This is a genomic window from Streptomyces profundus, from assembly GCF_020740535.1.
In the GTDB taxonomy this organism is placed as follows: Bacteria; Actinomycetota; Actinomycetes; order Streptomycetales; family Streptomycetaceae; genus Streptomyces; species Streptomyces profundus.
The window spans coordinates 2383018-2400141 of the sequence record NZ_CP082362.1 but is presented as its reverse complement, the minus strand read 5'-3'; the positions used below and the strand labels follow the sequence as shown (position 1 = coordinate 2400141).

The window sequence follows — 17124 nt, the reverse complement described above, 5'->3', positions numbered from 1 at the left end:
CGACGTGGGCGGTGGCGGCGGCGTGGCCTGGCGCAGGCGGTGGCGGGTGCCGGAGAAGCACAGGACCAGAAGCACGGCGCGTCCGGAAGGCGGGGGGCGCACGGCGGGCGGTGACGCGCCGGCGCCCATCCGTCAGTGGCCGCTGCTGGCGGTCCTGGGCACCACGCTCGTGGGGCTGCTGGTCACCCTGCTCGACTTCCGCATCGGCCTGCTGATCGTCGGCGGCGCGCTGCTGGGCGGCGCGGTGCTCCGCTTCTGGCTGCCGGCGGTCGGCATGCTGGCGGTCCGCTCCCGCTTCACCGACATCCTGACGTACACCGTCCTGGGCGCGCTGATCGTCCTCCTGACCCTGATGGCCGAGCCCCGCCCCTGGCTTGAGGTCCCCTTCCTCAACGACATCCTCCGCTTCTCGGCGGGCTAGCCTGCGGCGCGCCGCCGCGGCGCTCCGCGCCGGGTTTTTTCCCCCGCCCACCCGCCCCTTCGCCTGGCGGCGGGGAGGCCCCCCGGGGCTTCGCCCCGGGCCCCGATGGGGGGCGGTCCTCTGGTCCCGGTGGGTGGCTGTGGCCTTCCGGTCCTGCGGACCGGTGTTGGGGTGTGGGTTCACCCACTGACGCGGCTCTGCCGGACCCGGGCGGGGCCCTGGCTCGGCGTCTCGGTTGTGTTGTCGTAGCCGGCCCCGAGGGCCGGGCGGTCGAGGGCGTGGCTGGGGCCTGACGACCCCGGCTGCCGAAGGCAACCGGCCCTGCCCGCCGGGGCTCCGGCGGAGCCACACCGCTGGGCGAGCGGGCACCCCGGCACCGCCAAGCCCACCGGCCCCGAGGGCCGGGCGGTCAGGCAAGGGCGGCGGTTCCCGGCCGGTCCGTTCGGACCGGGTGGTCCCCGCTTGATGGTCCGGTAACCGCTCCGGCCCGGCGCCCGGGGCCCGCCCGCCGGAGGCGCTGCGCGCGCGGCGGCGCCGGACCCCTCCCGTTACGCCCGCCCGGCCAGTCCTTCGCCCACGCCCCGATGGCGGGTGTGGTCCCTACCGGGTGTGGTTCACGCCGGGGGCGGCTGCCCTGGCGGGGCTTCGCCCACGCCCCGATGGCGGTCTGGTTTCCGCCGGGGGTGACCCGCCCGGCCAGGGCACCGTCTGGTGGTGGGTGTGGGCCGCCGGGGGTGGTTGGCCCGGTAGGGCACCGCTGGGCCGGCCCGGCCAGGGCACCGCCCCGTGGGTGGTCTGGTTTCCGCCGGGGGTGGCCCGCCGGGCCTGGGCACCGTCTGGTGGTGGGTGTGGGCCGCCGGGGGTGGTTGGCCCGGTAGGGCACCGCTGGGCCGGCCCGGCCAGGGCACCGCCCCGTGGGTGGTCTGGTTTCCGCCGGGGGTGGCCCGCCCGGCCAGGGCACCGGCCCGTGGGTGGTCTGGTGTCCGCCGGGGCGAGGGTGGCCCGCCCGGCCTGGGTACCGCCTGGTGGTGGGTGTGGGCCGCCGTGGGTGGTTGACCCGGTAGGGCACCGCTGGGCCGGCCCGGCCAGGGCACCGCCCGGCCTGGGTACCGCCCGGCCAGGGCACCGTCTGGTGGTGGGTGTGGGCCACCGGGGGTGGTTGACCCGGTAGGGCACCGCTCGGCCGGCCCGGCCAGGGCACCGGCTAGGGCTGGGTGAGCCAGGTGGCGACCGTGTCCGGGTTGGCGGTGATCCAGTGTTCGGCCGCGGCGCGGGGGGTCATGCCCTGGCCGGCGATGAGTTCGGCCACCGCGTTCTGGTCCTGTTCGGTCCAGGAGAAGGCGCGGAGGAAGGAGACGACCTCGCCGCCCTCGGCGGCGAACTCCGCGTTGAGGTACTTGTGCAGGGTGATCTTCGGGTAGTAGCCCGGGAGTTCGATCTCGGCCAGGTCGATCCTGCTGGCCAGCCAGTGGGGTTGCCAGAAGTACGCCAGCAGCGGCGTGCCGCCGGTGCCGGCCTGGGCTATCCGTTCGACCAGGGCCTCCTCGCTGCCGGCCGCCACCGGCCTCAGGTCGAGGTCCAGCTCGTCGATGATGGCCGCTTCCCTGGTGGCGAACCGGGGGTCGCCCTGGAGGACCGTGCCGCCCAGTTGGTCGGCGTAGTCGTTGAGGTTGCGCCAGTTGAGGACGTCGGGGTGGCTCCTGGCGAAGTCGCCGGGGACGAACCAGCCGACGTGCCCCTCGATGCCGAGGTCGCCGGCGGTGACCACGTCCTGGCGCTGTTCGACATGGAGCCGGGTCTGTTCGGGGAGCGCGCCCCAGTCCTCCAGCAGGACCTGGGTGGTGCCCTCGCCCAGCTGGGTCCACGCGGCGGCCGGGTCGGTCTCGACCTTCTCCACCGAGACGCCCAGCTCCTCCTCCAGCAGATAGGCGACCACCGCCGCGTTGGCCCGAGCGCCCGGCCAGTCCGTCACCGCGATCCGGACCGGCTCCCGTTCCTCCTCGCCCGCCAGCTCCTTCGTCACGTCACACGCGCCGGTGAACACCAGGCTGAGCGCGCCGAGACCCACCAGAAGAGGATGACGTGCGAGGAGACGTATCCGGGGGGAGGGGCGTCGCATCGGTGTGGCTCTTCCTTCAGGCTTCGGGCCGGGAGTGGGGAGCGGGGTCGCGGGAGAGACGCAGTGTGGCCCCGACAGCGTGTGTGGGGGCCACAGATGCGTTACGTCCGCAGTGTTTCAGATGAGGTGGGTTTCGGAGTCAGCCGGTTCAGATGAGCCCGAGCCCGCGGACCGCCTCGCGCTCCTCCGCCAGCTCGCGCACCGAGGCGTCGATCCGGCCCCGCGAGAAGTCGTTGATCGCCAGGTCGGGCACGATCGCGTAGGCGCCGTTCGCCGTGGTGACGGGGAACGAGGAGATCAGGCCCTCGGGGACGCCGTAGGAGCCGTCGGACGGGATCGCCATCGAGGTCCAGTCGCCCTCCGGGGTGCCGTTGACCCAGGTGTGGACGTGGTCGATGGCGGCGTTGGCGGCGGAGGCGGCGGAGGACGCGCCCCTGGCCTCGATGATGGCCGCGCCACGCTTGGCGACGGTCGGGATGAACGCGTCGGCCAGCCAGCTCTCGTCGCCGATCGCCTCGACCGCGCTCTTGCCGGCCACCTCGGCGTGGAAGACGTCCGGGTACTGGGTGGCGGAGTGGTTGCCCCAGATGGTGAGGCGGCGGATCTCGGCGACCGGGGTGCCGGTCTTCTTGGCGAGCTGGGAGAGCGCGCGGTTGTGGTCGAGGCGGGTCATCGCGGTGAACCGCTCGGCCGGCACGTCGGGCGCCGCGGCCTGCGCGATCAGCGCGTTGGTGTTGGCCGGGTTGCCGACCACCAGCACCTTGACGTCGTCAGCGGCGTGGTCGTTGATGGCCCGGCCCTGCGGCTTGAAGATGCCGCCGTTCGCCTCCAGCAGATCGCCGCGCTCCATGCCCTTGGTACGCGGGCGGGCGCCGACCAGCAGCGCGACGTTGGTGCCGTCGAAGGCGACGTTCGGGTCGTCGGAGATGTCGATGCCGGCCAGCAGCGGGAAGGCGGAGTCGTCCAGCTCCATGGCCGTGCCCTCGGCCGCGGCCAGCGCCGGGGTGATCTCCAGCAGGCGCAGCCGGACCGGGACGTCCGGCCCGAGGAGCTGACCCGAGGCGATACGGAAGAGCAGCGCGTAGCCGATCTGGCCGGCCGCGCCGGTGACGGTGACGGTGACGGGGGTGCGGGGCATCAGGGACCTTCCGGTATGTGAATGTGGCGGCCGGGTCCACGGCCAGGTTACTCGTCCAGCGTGGCGGGGCACTCCCACGGCGGCGGGAGGTCCTCGCGCACTTTCTCGCCATATCTCATATCTCGTCATCAAGATACTGACGTCAGGGTAGTCCGCTGAACGTGGACCGGCCGCGTCGGGGTCGGCGCGCGGGTCAGCCCGCGAGCGCCTCCCTCAGCTGGGTGAGCGCCCACTGGAGGTCGTCCCGCTCGATGACCAGCGGCGGCGCGATCCGCAGCGTGTTCTCGTGGGTGTCCTTGATCAGCACGCCGCGCGCCAGCAGCCGCTGGGAGACCTCGCGTCCGCTGCCCACGCCGGGCGCCAGGTCGATCCCGGCCCACAGGCCCCGGCCGCGCACCTCGGTGACGGTGCCCTCGGTGACCAGCTTGGCCAGCTCGTCGTGGAGCAGCTCACCGAGCTCGGCGGCCCGTGCCACGATCTCGCCCTCCCGCAGCATGGCCACCACCTCCAGGCCGATCGCGCAGGCCAGCGGGTTGCCGCCGAAGGTCGAGCCGTGCTCGCCCGGCTTGAAGACGCCGAGGATCTCCGCCGAGGAGACCACGGCCGACACCGGCATCACCCCGCCGCCCAGCGCCTTGCCCAGGATGTAGACGTCGGGCACCACGCCCTCGTGCTCACACGCGAAGGTGCGCCCGGTGCGACCGAGGCCCGACTGGATCTCGTCCGCCATCAGCAGGACGCCGCGCTCGGCGGTCAGTTGACGCACCCCGGGCAGATAGCCCGCCGGCGGCACGATCACCCCGGCCTCGCCCTGGACCGGCTCCAGCAGCACCGCCACCGTGTTCTCGTCCACGGCCGCGCGCATCGCTTCGAGGTCGCCGAACGGGACGACGGTGAAGCCCGGCGCGAACGGGCCGTAGTCGCGGTAGGCGTCCGGGTCGGTGGAGAAGCCGACCAGGGTGGTGGTGCGGCCGTGGAAGCTGTTGGCCGCCACCACGATGTTGGCCCGCCCGTCCGGCACCCCCTTGACCTGATAGCCCCATTTGCGGGCGGTCTTGATCGCCGTCTCCACCGCCTCGGCGCCCGTGTTCATCGGCAGCACCATCTCCATGCCGCAGAGCGCGGCCAGCTCCGTGACGAACGGGGCGAACCGCTCGTGGTGGAAGGCGCGGGAGGTGAGGGTGAGGCGGGTCAGCTGGGCCCTGGCCTCGGCGATCAGCCGGGGGTGCCCGTGGCCGAAGTTGAGCGCCGAGTACCCGGCCAGCAGGTCCAGATGGCGCCGCCCGTCGACGTCCGTCACCCAGCTGCCGCGCGCCGAGGCGATGACGACCGGCAGGGGGTGGTAGTTGTGCGCGCTGTGCGTCTCCGCCGCTGCGATCAGGGCGGCGGCCGGGCTGTCCGGGGTCTCCGGGGGCTCCTGCACGGTCATGGTGGTATCCGATCTCTGGCTGGTTGGCCTGTGCCCTCCCTTGTAGCGGTCGCCGTCCGCTATGGGAAGAATCTGCGCGCCAGGTGTCCGAAAACCGGTGCTTCGGGGAGCCGGGCGGGCCCGCGTAACCCGCTTGGTGGACCTGAGACAATGGCTGTCATGGCCACTGATCGCCCTCGTGTCTTCTCCGGTATCCAGCCCACCGCGGGCTCCTTCCACCTGGGTAACTACCTGGGTGCCGTGCGGCAGTGGCTCCCGTTCCAGGACACCCACGACGCCTTCTACTCGATCGTGGATCTGCACGCCATCACCGTTCCACAGGACCCGGCCGCGCTGCGTGAGGCGACCAGGCTGGCCGCGGCGCAGGTGCTGGGCGCGGGGCTCGACCCGGAGCGCTGCACGCTCTTCGTGCAGAGCCATGTGCCCGAGCACACGCAGTTGGCCTGGGTGCTCAACTGCCTGACGGGCTTCGGTGAGGCGTCCCGGATGACGCAGTTCAAGGACAAGTCGGCCAAGCAGGGCGCCGAGGGCACCACGGTCGGGCTCTTCACCTACCCGGTGCTCCAGGCCGCCGACATCCTGCTCTACCAGACGGATCAGGTGCCCGTCGGCGAGGACCAGCGCCAGCACGTGGAGCTGACGAGGGACGTCGGGGCGCGCTTCAACGGCAGGTTCGGCGAGCTGTTCCGGCTGCCGTCCGCCTACATCCTCAAGGGCGCCGCCAAGATCCAGGATCTCCAGGACCCGGCCAGCAAGATGAGCAAGTCCGGCTCGTCGGCCAAGGGCATCGTCTGGCTGCTCGACCCCCCGAAGACGTCGGCGAAGAAGTTCCGCGGCGCGGTCACCGACACCGGCACCGAGATCCGCTACGACCCGGTGGAGAAGCCGGGGCTCAGCAATCTGCTCACCATCTACGCCGCCCTCACCGGAAGCACGGTCGAGGAGCTGGAGGAGAAGTTCAGCGGCCAGCTCTACGGCCCGCTGAAGACGGAGCTGGCGGAGGTGTTCGCCGACTGGGTCGCCCCGCTCCAGGCGCGCACCCGGGAGTTCCTCGACGATCCCGCTGAGCTGGACCGGCAGCTGGCCAGGGGCGCGGAGAAGGCGCGCGCGGTCGCGGCCCCCACGCTGGCGCGGGTGTACGACGCGGTCGGTTTCCTGCCGCCCGTGCCGCCGAGCTGACGTCCGTCCGACAGCTGGGGGATACGGAGGGCCCGTGTCGCCGCGCCGGCGCCGGCGGCACACTACGGGGGGACGTTCGGTGCGGCGGGAGACCCGCGGGCACCCGCGACAACCCGCAGAAACCCGCGAAGTGGAGGGAGTCGGATGGTGGGGACCGTCACGCTCGGCGTGTCCATCGCGGTCCCGGAGCCGCACGGGAGCCGGTTGCAGCGCTCCCGTCTCGGCTTCGGCGATGCCGCCGCCGCCGGCATCCCGACCCATGTGACGCTGCTGCCGCCCACGGAGGTGGTGGCCGCCGACCGGCCGGCGATCGAGGTGCATCTGGCGGCGATCGCGGCGGCCGGGCGCCCGTTCCCCATGCGGCTCTCCGGCACCGGCACCTTCCGGCCGCTGTCGCCCGTGGTCTTCGTCCGGGTGGTGGAGGGCGGTTCGGCCTGCGGCTGGCTCCAGGAGCGGGTGCGGGATGCCTCGGGCCCGCTCGCCACGGAGCTGCGGTTTCCCTACCACCCGCATGTGACGGTGGCGCACGGCATCGCCGAGGAGGCGATGGACCGTGCCCACGCCGAGCTGGCCGGCTACGAGGCGGCCTGGCAGGTCACCGGCTTCGCGCTGTACGAGCAGGACGCCGGCGGCGTCTGGGCGCTGCGCCGCGAGTTCCGCTTCGCGCCGGCGCCCAGCGCCGCGGCGCCCCGGGTGGCCTGAGGCTACGCGGCGAGCCCGGTGCGCCAGGGCTCGTAGTGCGGGTTGTCCACGCAGTCCGCCATGGTCTCGGTGCGGGTGTCCCGGTCCACCGGGCAGGCGCCGACGATGAACTCGGTGGCGATACCGCCGGGGAAGGCGACCTCGGCCTGGTCGGCCCACCGGTGCTGGTCGCCGATGGTCGCGTTGACGTCGATGCCGCCCGGCGCGTCGATGTAGTAGTTGTAGCCGGCCGAGCCCCAGTTCTTGTAGAGGTCGTGGTCGTAGCTGGTGGAGACGAACGGCGAGGGCTGGTTCACCAGGACGTACTGCTCCAGGTCGTACTGGCCGTCGACCACGTCCCTGGGCTCGAAGCCCTCGTCGAAGACGACCTCGGGCGCGCGGCGGTCGACCCGGTACAGCTGGCGGCAGTCGGTGCGGTAGGAGGGGTCGGGGGAGATCCGCTCCACGTCCACGGCGCGGTTGTTCGCGGCGTGCAGCGGGTCGTCGACCGTGGGGCAGGCCACGGCGGCGGCGGTGGGCGCGGTGGCGAGGGAGAGCGGGGTGAGGAGCAGGGTGATGGGCAGGGCGACGGCCGCCGCCCGGCGGAGGATTCGGTTCCAGGACATGGCGCCACCCTGGGGGCGCCCCGCGACGCACCCCCGCAATGTCACCCGATCGGCGGCGTGGCGGGGCGCGAACTGGACGTCGCGCCAGGGCAGTTCCCGATGCGGCCCCGTCGTACCGGTGTCGTGCGGCTCCCGGCCGGGCAGCCGCGCATAAGGTCCGACAGGCGTGACCGGCGAGGGGAGGACGGATGGAACGGCTGACGCGGTTGCCGTGGGTCGGCCCCGCCGTCGCCTGGCTGTTGCGCAGCCGGCTGTGGGCGCTCTACCAGCATCTGGACCGAAGGAACTGGACGCGCCTCGCGGCGGCCATCACGTTCACCAGCTTTGTGGCGCTCTTCCCGGTGCTCGGGCTGCTCGCCGCGATCGGGAGCACGCTGCTCAGCGACAGCCAACTGGACGACATCGAGAAGTGGTTCGCCGACCAGGTGCCCGGGATCTCCGACCAGCTGGACCTGAGCGCGCTCTTCGACAACGCGGGCGCCATCGGGCTGATCTCGCTGCTGCTGGTGCTGCCGACCGGCGCCGCCTGGGTGGACGCGCTGCGCGGCTGTCTGCGCGCGGTCTGGGATCTCGCCGACCCCGACGACAACGTGGTGCTGCGCCGGGCCAAGGACGCCGGCGTGCTCGCCGGGCTCGGCGCGGTGACGCTGCTGTCGCTGGGCGCCTCGGCCGTGGCGATAAGCCTGCTGCGCTGGGCCAGCCGCAGCCTGGGCGGCTTCGCGCCCCTGGTGCAGATCGGCGCCTACGCCGTGGCCATGGGCGTGGCGGCGTTGCTGCTGCTCTATGTCCTGGTCTGGCTGCCGGGCGTCCGGCCGCCGCGCCGGGCCACGTTGACGGCCTGCCTGCTGGGCGCGGTCGGCGTGGAACTGCTCAAGCTGCTGCTCGGCGGCTATCTGACGGAGGTCGCCGGACGCAGCGTCTACGGCGCCTTCGGCGTGCCGGTCGCGCTGCTGCTGTGGATCAACCTGGTGGCCAAGCTGCTGCTGTTCTGCTGCGCCTGGACGGCCACCGCCGTCACTGAGCCTGATCGTCCTTCCGCTGACGCGTTGGACGCCGGGTCGGCAGCGGATGACGACGGTGGAACACATAGGCCCCCGCCGCCAGCACCGCCAGAGCGCCGGCTGTGATGGTGGTGACCAGTATCCCGCCCGACGAGTCGCGGTTGCCCGCGGCGCCGGCCGCGCCGTCCAGGTTGGCGTCCTGGGCGTTCTTGCCGTCCGTCGCCGCGCCCTCGCTCCCGCCCTCGTCCGAGGCGGTGCCGTCCTGGCCCTCGGGCATCTCGCTGAGCGGGCGGACCAGCTCGCCCACCGGGGTCGCGTCGTCGGCGGCGGCGAAGCCCCAGTCGAGCAGGGCGGCGGCCTCGCGGTAGACGGCCAGGCTGTCGCCGTCCTCCGGGTCCATCACCGTCACCAGCAGCACCCGGTCGTCCCGTTCGGCGACGCCGGTGAAGGTGTAGCCGGCCTCGGAGGTGTAGCCGTTCTTGACGCCGGCGATGCCCGGGTAGGGGTCGAGCCCGGGGGCGCCGACCAGCAGCCGGTTGGTGTTCTGGACCTCGTAGGTCTCCCGGTCCTCGCCCTCGCCCTCCCCGGGGAAGTCCGCGTCGGCGGTGGCCGCGTACTCGCGGAAGTCCTCGTGTTGCAGTCCGGCGCGGGCGAAGAGCGTCAGATCGTAGGCGGAGGAGAGCTGTCCGTCGGCGTCGTAGCCGTCCGGGTTGACCACATGGGTGTCCAACGCCTGGAGGTCGGCGGCTCGTTCGTTCATCTGCGCGACGGTCAGCTCCTTGCCGCCGTTCATCGCGGTCAGCGCGTACACCGCGTCGTTGCCCGAGGCCAGGAAGACGCCGCGCCACAGGTCCTCGACGCGGTAGGTCTGGCCGTCGGCGACGCCCACCGCGCTGCTGCCCGGGCCGACGTCGGCGAAGTGCTCGGGCTGGGCGCGGTAGAGCGCCTCGCGGTCGAGCTGCGGCAGCACGGTGTCGGCGAAGAGCATCTTGATGGTGCTGGCCGGCGGCAGCCGCCGGTGGGCGTCGTGCGCGGCGAAGACCTCGCCGGTCTCGGCGTCGGCGACGATCCACGACGTGGCGGTGAGGTCCTCGGGCAGCGACGGCACCCCGTCCGTGACGCCCACCACGGTCCCCGACTCGGCGAGGCGCTCGCCGCCGATGGCGGTGCCACCGGCCGGCAGGTCCTCGGCCGAGGCCAGGGTGGGCACGAGCAGCGCGGGCGTCAGTAAGCCAAGCACCAGCGCGCGAACGGAGATCCGACAAGAGGACGAACGATTGAACGGCACACGCTGAACCTACCGCTGCCGACCTGCGTCCGTGCCAGCGGAGCGGCGCAAACCGGTGAGAGGCCGCCGTCAACCGGGCGACGCGGGTCGCCCATACTTGCCTGAGGGAGGCCCGGTGGCCCCGTCGGGCCCGGGAGGGAATCTTTCGTGTTGACCGTCGTTGTCGTGCTGGTGCTCGCCAGCGTGCTGGCCGCGCTGCACTGGTATCTGTGGCGGCGCCTGGTGCGAGACGTCTCCCGCCCCGGGGGATGGTACCGCCGGACGGGCGGCTGGGTGCTGGGCGCGCTGACCCTCGGCACGCTGCTCACGGCCGGCGGCGGGCGGATCGGCCTGCCGTTCGAGGTGCTGAGCGTGGTGGCCTGGCCCGGCTTCTACTGGATGGCCATGGTCCTGTACCTGTTCCTCGGCCTGCTGGTGGGCGAGTTGGTGCGCCTCGTCCTGCTGCGCCGGGGCGCTCGCCGCGCCGACGAGCCGGCGCCGGACGCGGAGCCGGGAGCGGTCACGGCGGTCGAGCCAGCCGGCGAGCCCGTCCCGGCCGGTGTCGCGGCCGGCGAGGCGGCCACCCAGGGCTCGGCGGGCGCGGCGAGCGGGTCGGCCGGCTCGTCCGGGCCGCCGCCGGCGGCCGAGGAGCCGGCGGCCGACGCGGCGCCCGAGGACGCGGCGCCCGAGCCGGCGCCGGCGCCCAGGGAGCTGAGCCGACGGCTGCTGGTGTCCCGTTCGATCGCGGTGGGCGCCGGGGTGCTGGCCACCGGCGTGGTCGGCTACGGCAGCCACAACGCGCGCCGGCTGCGGATCAAGCGGGTGACCGTGCCGCTCGCCAAGCTGCCGCGCGGCGGGCACGGCTACCGGATAGCCGTCGTCAGCGACATCCATCTGGGCCCGGTGCTGGGCGAGTCGCACTGCCGGCGGGTGGTCGACGCCATCAACGGGGTGCAGCCCGACCTGATCACGGTCGTCGGCGATCTGGTCGACGCCGAGGTGGACGATCTGCGCTCCGCCGTGGCCCCGCTGGCCGATCTGCGGGCCAGGGACGGCGCCTTCTTCGTCACCGGGAACCACGAGTACTTCGTGGAGACCGAGGCGTGGGTGGACCACGTCCGGGAGCTGGGGGTCACCCCGCTGGTCAACGAGCGGCGGGAGCTGCCGTTCCTCGATCTGGCCGGGGTCAACGACATCGACGGCGAGGGCACCGACTTCGGCGGGCCCGACTACGACGCGGCGCTGGCCGACCGGGATCCGGCCCGCCCCTCGGTGCTGATGGCGCACCAGCCGGTGATGATCCATGACGCGGTGGACCACGGGGTCGACCTACAGCTCTCCGGGCACACCCACGGCGGCCAGATGTGGCCGATCACCTATCTCGCCGACCTGGCCAACCCCACGCTCGCGGGGCTGGAGCGCTACGGCGACACCCAGCTCTACGTCAGCAGGGGCGCCGGCGCCTATGGCCCGCCCGTTCGGGTGGGCGCCGACCCCGACATCACCGTGGTCGAGCTGGCCTCCGGGCAGTCCTGATCCGCTGGGGGTATCCCCTAGGGGAAGAACCCTAGGTTTGTCTGGTTTTAGTTCCAGCGCACCGATGGGGTCAACTATTCGGCCGTCGTTGGTGTCCCTGATAACGCCCGGGGAACAAACTGACTGCGTGATGGACACGGAGCGCGGCGCTGGAGGAGCGTGTGGCATGACGGACCGAGTGGGTACGGGGGAGGCGCTCGCCATCAGCGGGTGGGTACGCGACTCGTTGGGGGTCGCGCTGCCCCGCGCGGTGGTGACACTCACCGCGGTGGACGGAGGCCGCAACCTCGACAAGACGAAGAGCGGTGCCGACGGCGCCTTCGAGGTGAAGGCCCCGGCTCTGGGAGAGTATCTCCTGGCGGCGTTCTCACCGCAGTTGGGCACACAGAGCGTTGAAGTGAGGCTGGACGGAAGGCCCGTCGAGGTGGAGTTTATGATCGATGTGCCCGGTGCTGTGACGGAATGACGCCTCGCACCGGGTAGTAACACGGCCACCATGTGAAGTGTGGCCGGTCCGTTGCCCCCTGCCTGCTGTGGCCCACTCGCCCCTGTGGTTGGGTGGGCACGCTACTTGTCTTTCCGAGAAAGGGCGCGGGGAGTGCGACGTTTCCGGGCCAAAGGGGCCATAGGTATCGGGCTGGCCATGGTGTTGGTCGCCGGCGCGATCGGCGGCTGGATCCTCTTCCGATCGAATGAGGACGGCAAGGACCCGATCGTGGTCGGCACCACCTCCACACCCACCATGGTGGACCCGGGCGGCGCCTATGACGCCTCAGCCTGGGCACTGATGAGCAATCTCTACCAGTCCCTGCTCACCTTCGAGCAAGGACGCGAACAGCCGGTCCCGGACGCCGCGGAGAGCTGCGCCTTCACCGACAACGAACTGACCGTCTTCCGCTGCACGCTGAGGAGCGACCTTCAGTTCAGCAACGGAAGGTCCATTACCCCGGAGGACGTCAAGTACTCCTACGAGCGGATCCTCGCCATGGCGGCACGCGCCGACGAGGAGGCGGCGGACGACTCCATACCCGAGGACGAGAAGTTCTCCCACGCGGGCCCCTCGGCCCTGCTGGCCACGCTTGAGGCCGTGCGCATCGACGGCCAGGAGATCATCTTCGAGCTGAACCAGCCCGACGCGACCTTCCCCTTCGTGGTGGCCGGCAGCGCCGGCGCCATCGTGGACATGGAGAAGTACGAGGAGCTGGAGCCACGCACCGGCTGGGAGGTCGACGGCTCGGGCCCCTTCGTCCTGCGCGACGGCAACGACGGCGACTCCGTCGAGCTGGTGCCCAACGACAGCTACCGGGGCGCCAACGAGGTCCCCGAGTTCCCCGTCACCGTGCGGTACTTCTATGAGAACGACGAGGGCGCCTCAGCCGAGGAGCAGCTGGCCGAGGCCTGGGAGAACGGCGAACTCGACGTCAACGACGGCAAGATGGCGCCGGAGGTGATGGCGGGGACCAACTTCAGCGACCCCGACCACCCCGTCACCGAGACGCCCGCCGGATCGATCCGGGTGATGGCGTTCAACACCGACGACGACATGCCGCTCGGCAGCCGGGTGGCCCGCCAGACCATCGCGGCGCTGCTGGACCGCGACAGCATCAGCAGCCGGGTGCAGTTCGGCACCGTCGAGCCGCTCTACTCGCTGATCCCGGTCGGCTTCACCGGCCACGGCACCCCGTTCTACGACCAGTACCGGGAGCGGGACCCCGACGTCCTGCGGGAGCGGATGCTGGACGCCGGGCTTGAGCTGCCCCTCCCGTTCGACCTGGCCTACTCGCGCGGCGCGGGCAACCACGCCGAGGCCGAGATGGTGGAACGCCAGCTGGAGGCCGACGGCCTCTTCGAGGTCGAGATCACGCACTACGAGTGGTCGGAGTTCATCCCCGGCGTCTACAGCGCCAGGGACTACGACGCCTACCTCATCGGCTGGCGCCCCGACTTCCCCGACCCCGCCACCTTCACCGACGGCATCCTCGGCCCGGGCGACGGCCTCGCCACCGGCTTCGCCAGCGACCAGGTCAACCGGCTGATCGCCGACGCCCAGGCCGAACCCGACCGGGGCCGCGCGGCGGAGAACTTCCTGGCGATCCACGAGCTGGCCGCCGAGGAGGCGCCGGTCATCCCGATCTGGCAGGACAAACGGTTCACCATCAGCGAGGCCAACATCACCGGTGTGCAGCTGCTGAACTCCGGAAGTGGCGTCTGGCGGCTCTGGGAGCTTCGCCGAATCTGATCCGTGCGGCAGGATGCGGCCATGGCCCGACTCAAGCACACCGTCATCCTGGCTCCCGTCGTCAGCCGAAGCGAACTGACCCGTGTGGTCTCGGTGCCCCACGACGTGTGGGCGTCCCTGCACGCCGAGGGGCACCAGCTCTTCGCCGACGACGGCCGCCTCGTCCGGGGCATCGCCCTGCTGGCGGGCGAGCACGCCCGCCCCGGCGCCCGCTACGACCGGGACGAGGCCACGGCCGCACCGCTGGCCGAGGGCGAGGTCGTGCCCCGGGTGACCCTGCTCGCCTGGGACCCGGGCGCGGAGACCGCGCTCCGGGTCGACGGCCAGCGCCTCGGCCCCGGGCCGAGCCCCCGGCTGGCCGCCGAGTTCCGGCTGCGCGACGTCTCGCACCCCAAGCGGGCCACGCTGCGCATCGACGGCTCGATGTCCCGCCCGGGGCGCCAACGCCGCCGCTGGCTGCGCTGGTTCACCCTCAAGGCCGATCTCGACGTGGCCCGCTGGTACGCGTCGGCGGCCGGCGAGAGCGGGCCGCCGCCGCTGCGGGTCCAGGTGGTGCACTCGCTGGTGCGCGCCGAGGCCAGGGCGGTGCCGAGGCCGGCCGACGGCGGCTGGGCCGTCGACCTGCTGATCACCGCCAGGGGCCGGGGCATCCTCCGCCCGGTGGTCGCGGTCCCGCTCCAGGTCGCCAAGCGGATACTGCGGCGCTCCCTGGACCGGAACCTGCCCCGCGCGGCCGAGGCCTGGCGCACCGAGATCCAGCCGGAACTCACCCGCGACCCGGCGGAGTTGCGCCGGCAGATGCTGGACGAGCTGTGCATGACGGAGGACGAACGCGCCGCCCCGGGCGGTGACGCCCCCGGCGGCCGGGAGTCCTAGCGCACCTTGCCGGGGCCTAGAGGACCTTGCCCGGGTTGAGGATGGCGAGGGGGTCGAAGACCTGGCGGATGGAGCGTTGCAACTCCAGGCCGACCGGGCCGAGTTCGCGGGCCAGCCAGTCCCGTTTGAGCACGCCGATCCCGTGTTCGCCGGTGATGGTGCCGCCCAGCTCCAGGCCCAGGGCCATGATCTCGTCGAACGAGACCCGTGCCCTGGCCGACTCGTCCGGATCGTTCGCGTCGAAGCAGACGGTCGGGTGCGCGTTGCCGTCCCCCGCGTGGGCCACCACGCCGATGGTCAGCGCCTGCCGTTCGGCGATCAGCGCGACCCCGTCGATCAGCTCGGCCAGCCGGTCCCTCGGCACGCACACGTCGTCGATCATCGTGGTGCCGGTGACCGCCTCAAGCGCCGGCAGCGTGGCCCGGCGGGCGGCCAGCAGCAGCTCGGACTCGGCCTGGTCGTCGGCCGGCACCACCTCCGTCGCGCCCGAGGCGCGGCACAGCTCGCCGACCGCCGCGAGCTCGTCCGGCGCCTGCGGGGTGTCGAACGCGGCCAGCAGCAGCGCCTGGGTGGACTCCGGCAGGCCCATCTTCGTCAGCCGGTTGACCGCCCGCACGCTGGTGCCGTCCATCAGCTCCAGCAGCGACGGGGTGTGGCCGGCGGCCATGATCCGGGCCACCGCCTCACCGGCCGCCCGCGCCGAGCCGAACTCGGCCGCCAGCACCAGCTGCCTCGGCGGCGCGGGCCGCAGCGCCAGCACCGCGCGGACCACCACGCCCAGGGTGCCCTCGGCGCCGACGAAGAGCCGCGTCAGGTCGTAGCCGGCGACGCCCTTGGCGGTGCGCCGCCCCGTGGTCAACAGCCGCCCGTCGGCCAGCACCACGTCCAGGCCGAGCACGTACTCGGCGGTCACGCCGTACTTGACGCAGCACAGCCCGCCAGAACCGGTGCCGATGTTGCCGCCGATGGTGCACTGCTCCCAACTCGACGGATCGGGCGGGTAGCTGAGGCCGTGTTCGGCCACCGCCTTGGAGAGGTCGGCGTTGACCACCCCCGGCTCCACCACGGCCACGCGGTTCACCGGGTCGATCTCCAGCACCCGGTCCATCCGCAGCAGCGAGAGCACGACGCAGCCGTCGACCGCGTTGGCGGCGCCGGAGAGCCCCGTGCGGGCCCCCTGCGGGACCACGGGCACCCGCAGCTCGGTGGCCAGGCGCAGCACCAGCTGGACCTCCTCGACGGTGCGCGGCAGGACCACGGCCGCCGGGGAGCCGGCCGGGCAGAAGCTGGCCATGTCATGGGCGTAGGAAGCGGTGACGTCGGGATCGGTGAGAACGGCCTCGGCGGGCAGTGCCTCGCGCAGCCGCGCGACAACGGTGGGGTTCTGCGCAGTGCTCATATCCGCAGCTTGGCATCTGCGCCGGCGAATTCCCATGCTGGGGGCGCGAAGCCTGGACCTGGCGTGCGAGGGTGCGGGGATGACCGACTACAACCGTCATCTGATCACGCACGCCAACCATCCGATCGCGGCGCCGTTGGCCGACGAACGGGTCGACGTGCTGCTCGACCGCGCCCTCGCCCACCGGCCGCGCGGGGGACGGCTGTTGGACCTGGGCTGCGGACAGGCGGCCTGGCCGCTGCGGGCGCTGGCGACGCGGCCCGAGGCCACGGCCGTCGGCGTCGACCTGGATCAGGGCGGCCTGGACTGGGCCGCGGCCGAGGCGGAGCGGACCGGGGTCGCCGACCGGCTCCGGCTGGTGCGGGGGGACGCGGCGGCGTTCGCCGAGGGCACGTTCGACGCGGTGCTCTGCGTGGGCGCCACGCACGCCTTCGGCGGCCTCTCGGCCACCCTGGAGGCCGCCCGGCCGCTGCTCGCGGCGGACGGCCGGCTGGTCGTCGGCGAGGGCTTCTGGGAACGCGCCCCCGACCGGGCCGCCCTGGACGAGCTCGACGCGTCGCCGGACGACTACGCCGACCTGGCCGGAACGGTGCGGCTGGCCACCGACGCCGGCTGGGTCCCCGTCCACGGGCATGTCTCCACGCTCGCCGAGTGGGACGACTACGAGTGGAACTGGACCGGCTCGCTGGCCTCCTGGGCCCTCGACCACCCCGACCACCCCCACGCACCGGAAGCCGCCACGACGGCCGCCTCCCACCGCGACGGCTGGCTCACCGCCTACCGCTCCACCCTCGGCTTCCTCACCCTGATCCTCCGCCGGTCGTCTGCGACGGCCTAGCAGCGGCCCCCGGCCCGGCGGGGCCGGTCGCGGTGCGGCAGCGCCGAGGCGTTCACCCCGCCCGGCGGCCGGAGGCTACCTGACCGCCGTGCTGAGCCGGCCACCGGCTGGAGGCCAGGCTGCCCCCGGGCGGCGCCGGAGATTACCGGCCGGCGGTGCGGCTGCCCCCGTTTGGGGGTGAAGCGGCCCGTGGGGAGGCGGTTGCCCGGCTGGAGGCCGAACGGTCACTGCCGAAGTTGCGGCGTAGCCGCCTCCGCCGGCAGGCGTCTGCACCGGCCGGAGGCCAGGCTGCCCCCGGGCGGCGCCGGAGATCACCGGCCGGCGGTGCGTCCCCGGCGTAGTCGTTCGCACCGGCCGGCGGTGCGGCTGCCCCCG

15 protein-coding genes are annotated in these 17124 nt (G+C 72.9%); 9 read left to right on the top strand and 6 right to left on the bottom strand.

Annotated features, from left to right (window positions below; all coding sequences use genetic code 11):
* Window positions 1–4: 4 nt before the first annotated feature.
* On the top strand, window positions 5–421 hold the full coding sequence (locus K4G22_RS10365) for a DUF3017 domain-containing protein (RefSeq protein ID WP_425336644.1): 417 nt from the start codon (window positions 5–7) through the stop codon (window positions 419–421).
* A gap of 1204 nt (window positions 422–1625) precedes the next feature.
* Here the strand turns inward: K4G22_RS10365 and K4G22_RS10360 are convergent.
* The 3 genes from K4G22_RS10360 to rocD form a co-directional block, all read right to left on the bottom strand.
* Window positions 1626–2540, bottom strand: coding sequence for a glycine betaine ABC transporter substrate-binding protein (locus K4G22_RS10360; protein ID WP_228079596.1), 915 nt, complete (start codon window positions 2538–2540; stop codon window positions 1626–1628).
* 148 nt (window positions 2541–2688) lie between these two features.
* Window positions 2689–3678 carry a malate dehydrogenase gene (locus tag K4G22_RS10355; protein WP_228079595.1) on the bottom strand — a complete coding sequence of 330 codons (990 nt, stop codon included), beginning with the start codon at window positions 3676–3678 and terminating at the stop codon, window positions 2689–2691.
* A 193-nt stretch (window positions 3679–3871) separates the two neighbouring features.
* A complete protein-coding gene (rocD, locus tag K4G22_RS10350; protein WP_228079594.1) occupies window positions 3872–5107 on the bottom strand; it encodes an ornithine--oxo-acid transaminase in 1236 nt (411 codons plus the stop codon).
* Between the two features lie 159 nt (window positions 5108–5266).
* Between rocD and trpS the strand changes: the two genes are divergently transcribed.
* The gene (gene trpS, locus K4G22_RS10345) at window positions 5267–6286 is read left to right on the top strand and encodes a tryptophan--tRNA ligase (protein WP_228079593.1); all 1020 of its coding nucleotides are present in this window, start codon (window positions 5267–5269) and stop codon (window positions 6284–6286) included.
* 147 nt (window positions 6287–6433) lie between these two features.
* A complete protein-coding gene (locus K4G22_RS10340; RefSeq protein WP_228084038.1) occupies window positions 6434–6988 on the top strand; it encodes a 2'-5' RNA ligase family protein in 555 nt (184 codons plus the stop codon).
* Window positions 6989–6990: 2 nt separating this feature from the next.
* Here K4G22_RS10340 and K4G22_RS10335 read toward each other — a convergent pair whose 3' ends face one another.
* Window positions 6991–7593, bottom strand: a complete 603-nt coding sequence (locus tag K4G22_RS10335; RefSeq protein WP_228079592.1) for an ADP-ribosyltransferase — start codon at window positions 7591–7593, stop codon at window positions 6991–6993.
* A gap of 188 nt (window positions 7594–7781) precedes the next feature.
* Between K4G22_RS10335 and K4G22_RS10330 the strand changes: the two genes are divergently transcribed.
* Window positions 7782–8720 carry a YihY/virulence factor BrkB family protein gene (locus tag K4G22_RS10330; RefSeq protein ID WP_228079591.1) on the top strand — a complete coding sequence of 313 codons (939 nt, stop codon included), beginning with the start codon at window positions 7782–7784 and terminating at the stop codon, window positions 8718–8720.
* Here K4G22_RS10330 and K4G22_RS10325 read toward each other — a convergent pair.
* Window positions 8608–9834, bottom strand: a complete 1227-nt coding sequence (locus K4G22_RS10325; protein WP_228079590.1) for a D-alanyl-D-alanine carboxypeptidase family protein — start codon at window positions 9832–9834, stop codon at window positions 8608–8610. The genes K4G22_RS10330 and K4G22_RS10325 overlap by 113 nt on opposite strands.
* Before the next feature lie 198 nt (window positions 9835–10032).
* Here K4G22_RS10325 and K4G22_RS10320 point away from each other — a divergent pair, with 198 nt between their 5' ends.
* From K4G22_RS10320 to K4G22_RS10305, 4 genes are all read left to right on the top strand, one after another.
* Complete coding sequence (locus K4G22_RS10320) at window positions 10033–11397, top strand: metallophosphoesterase (protein WP_425336790.1); 1365 nt, start codon at window positions 10033–10035, stop codon at window positions 11395–11397.
* 166 nt (window positions 11398–11563) lie between these two features.
* Window positions 11564–11863, top strand: a complete 300-nt coding sequence (locus tag K4G22_RS10315) for a carboxypeptidase-like regulatory domain-containing protein (protein ID WP_228079588.1) — start codon at window positions 11564–11566, stop codon at window positions 11861–11863.
* Window positions 11864–12040: 177 nt separating this feature from the next.
* Window positions 12041–13636, top strand: coding sequence for an ABC transporter substrate-binding protein (locus K4G22_RS10310; protein WP_228079587.1), 1596 nt, complete (start codon window positions 12041–12043; stop codon window positions 13634–13636).
* A gap of 21 nt (window positions 13637–13657) precedes the next feature.
* On the top strand, window positions 13658–14512 hold the full coding sequence (locus tag K4G22_RS10305; RefSeq protein WP_228079586.1) for a hypothetical protein: 855 nt from the start codon (window positions 13658–13660) through the stop codon (window positions 14510–14512).
* Between the two features lie 16 nt (window positions 14513–14528).
* Here K4G22_RS10305 and K4G22_RS10300 read toward each other — a convergent pair whose 3' ends face one another.
* Window positions 14529–15911, bottom strand: a complete 1383-nt coding sequence (locus tag K4G22_RS10300) for an FAD-binding oxidoreductase (protein WP_228079585.1) — start codon at window positions 15909–15911, stop codon at window positions 14529–14531.
* 79 nt (window positions 15912–15990) lie between these two features.
* Here K4G22_RS10300 and K4G22_RS10295 point away from each other — a divergent pair, with 79 nt between their 5' ends.
* Entirely contained in the window at window positions 15991–16749 is a 759-nt protein-coding gene (locus K4G22_RS10295; RefSeq protein WP_228079584.1) for an SAM-dependent methyltransferase, read from the top strand.
* Window positions 16750–17124: the final 375 nt, after the last annotated feature.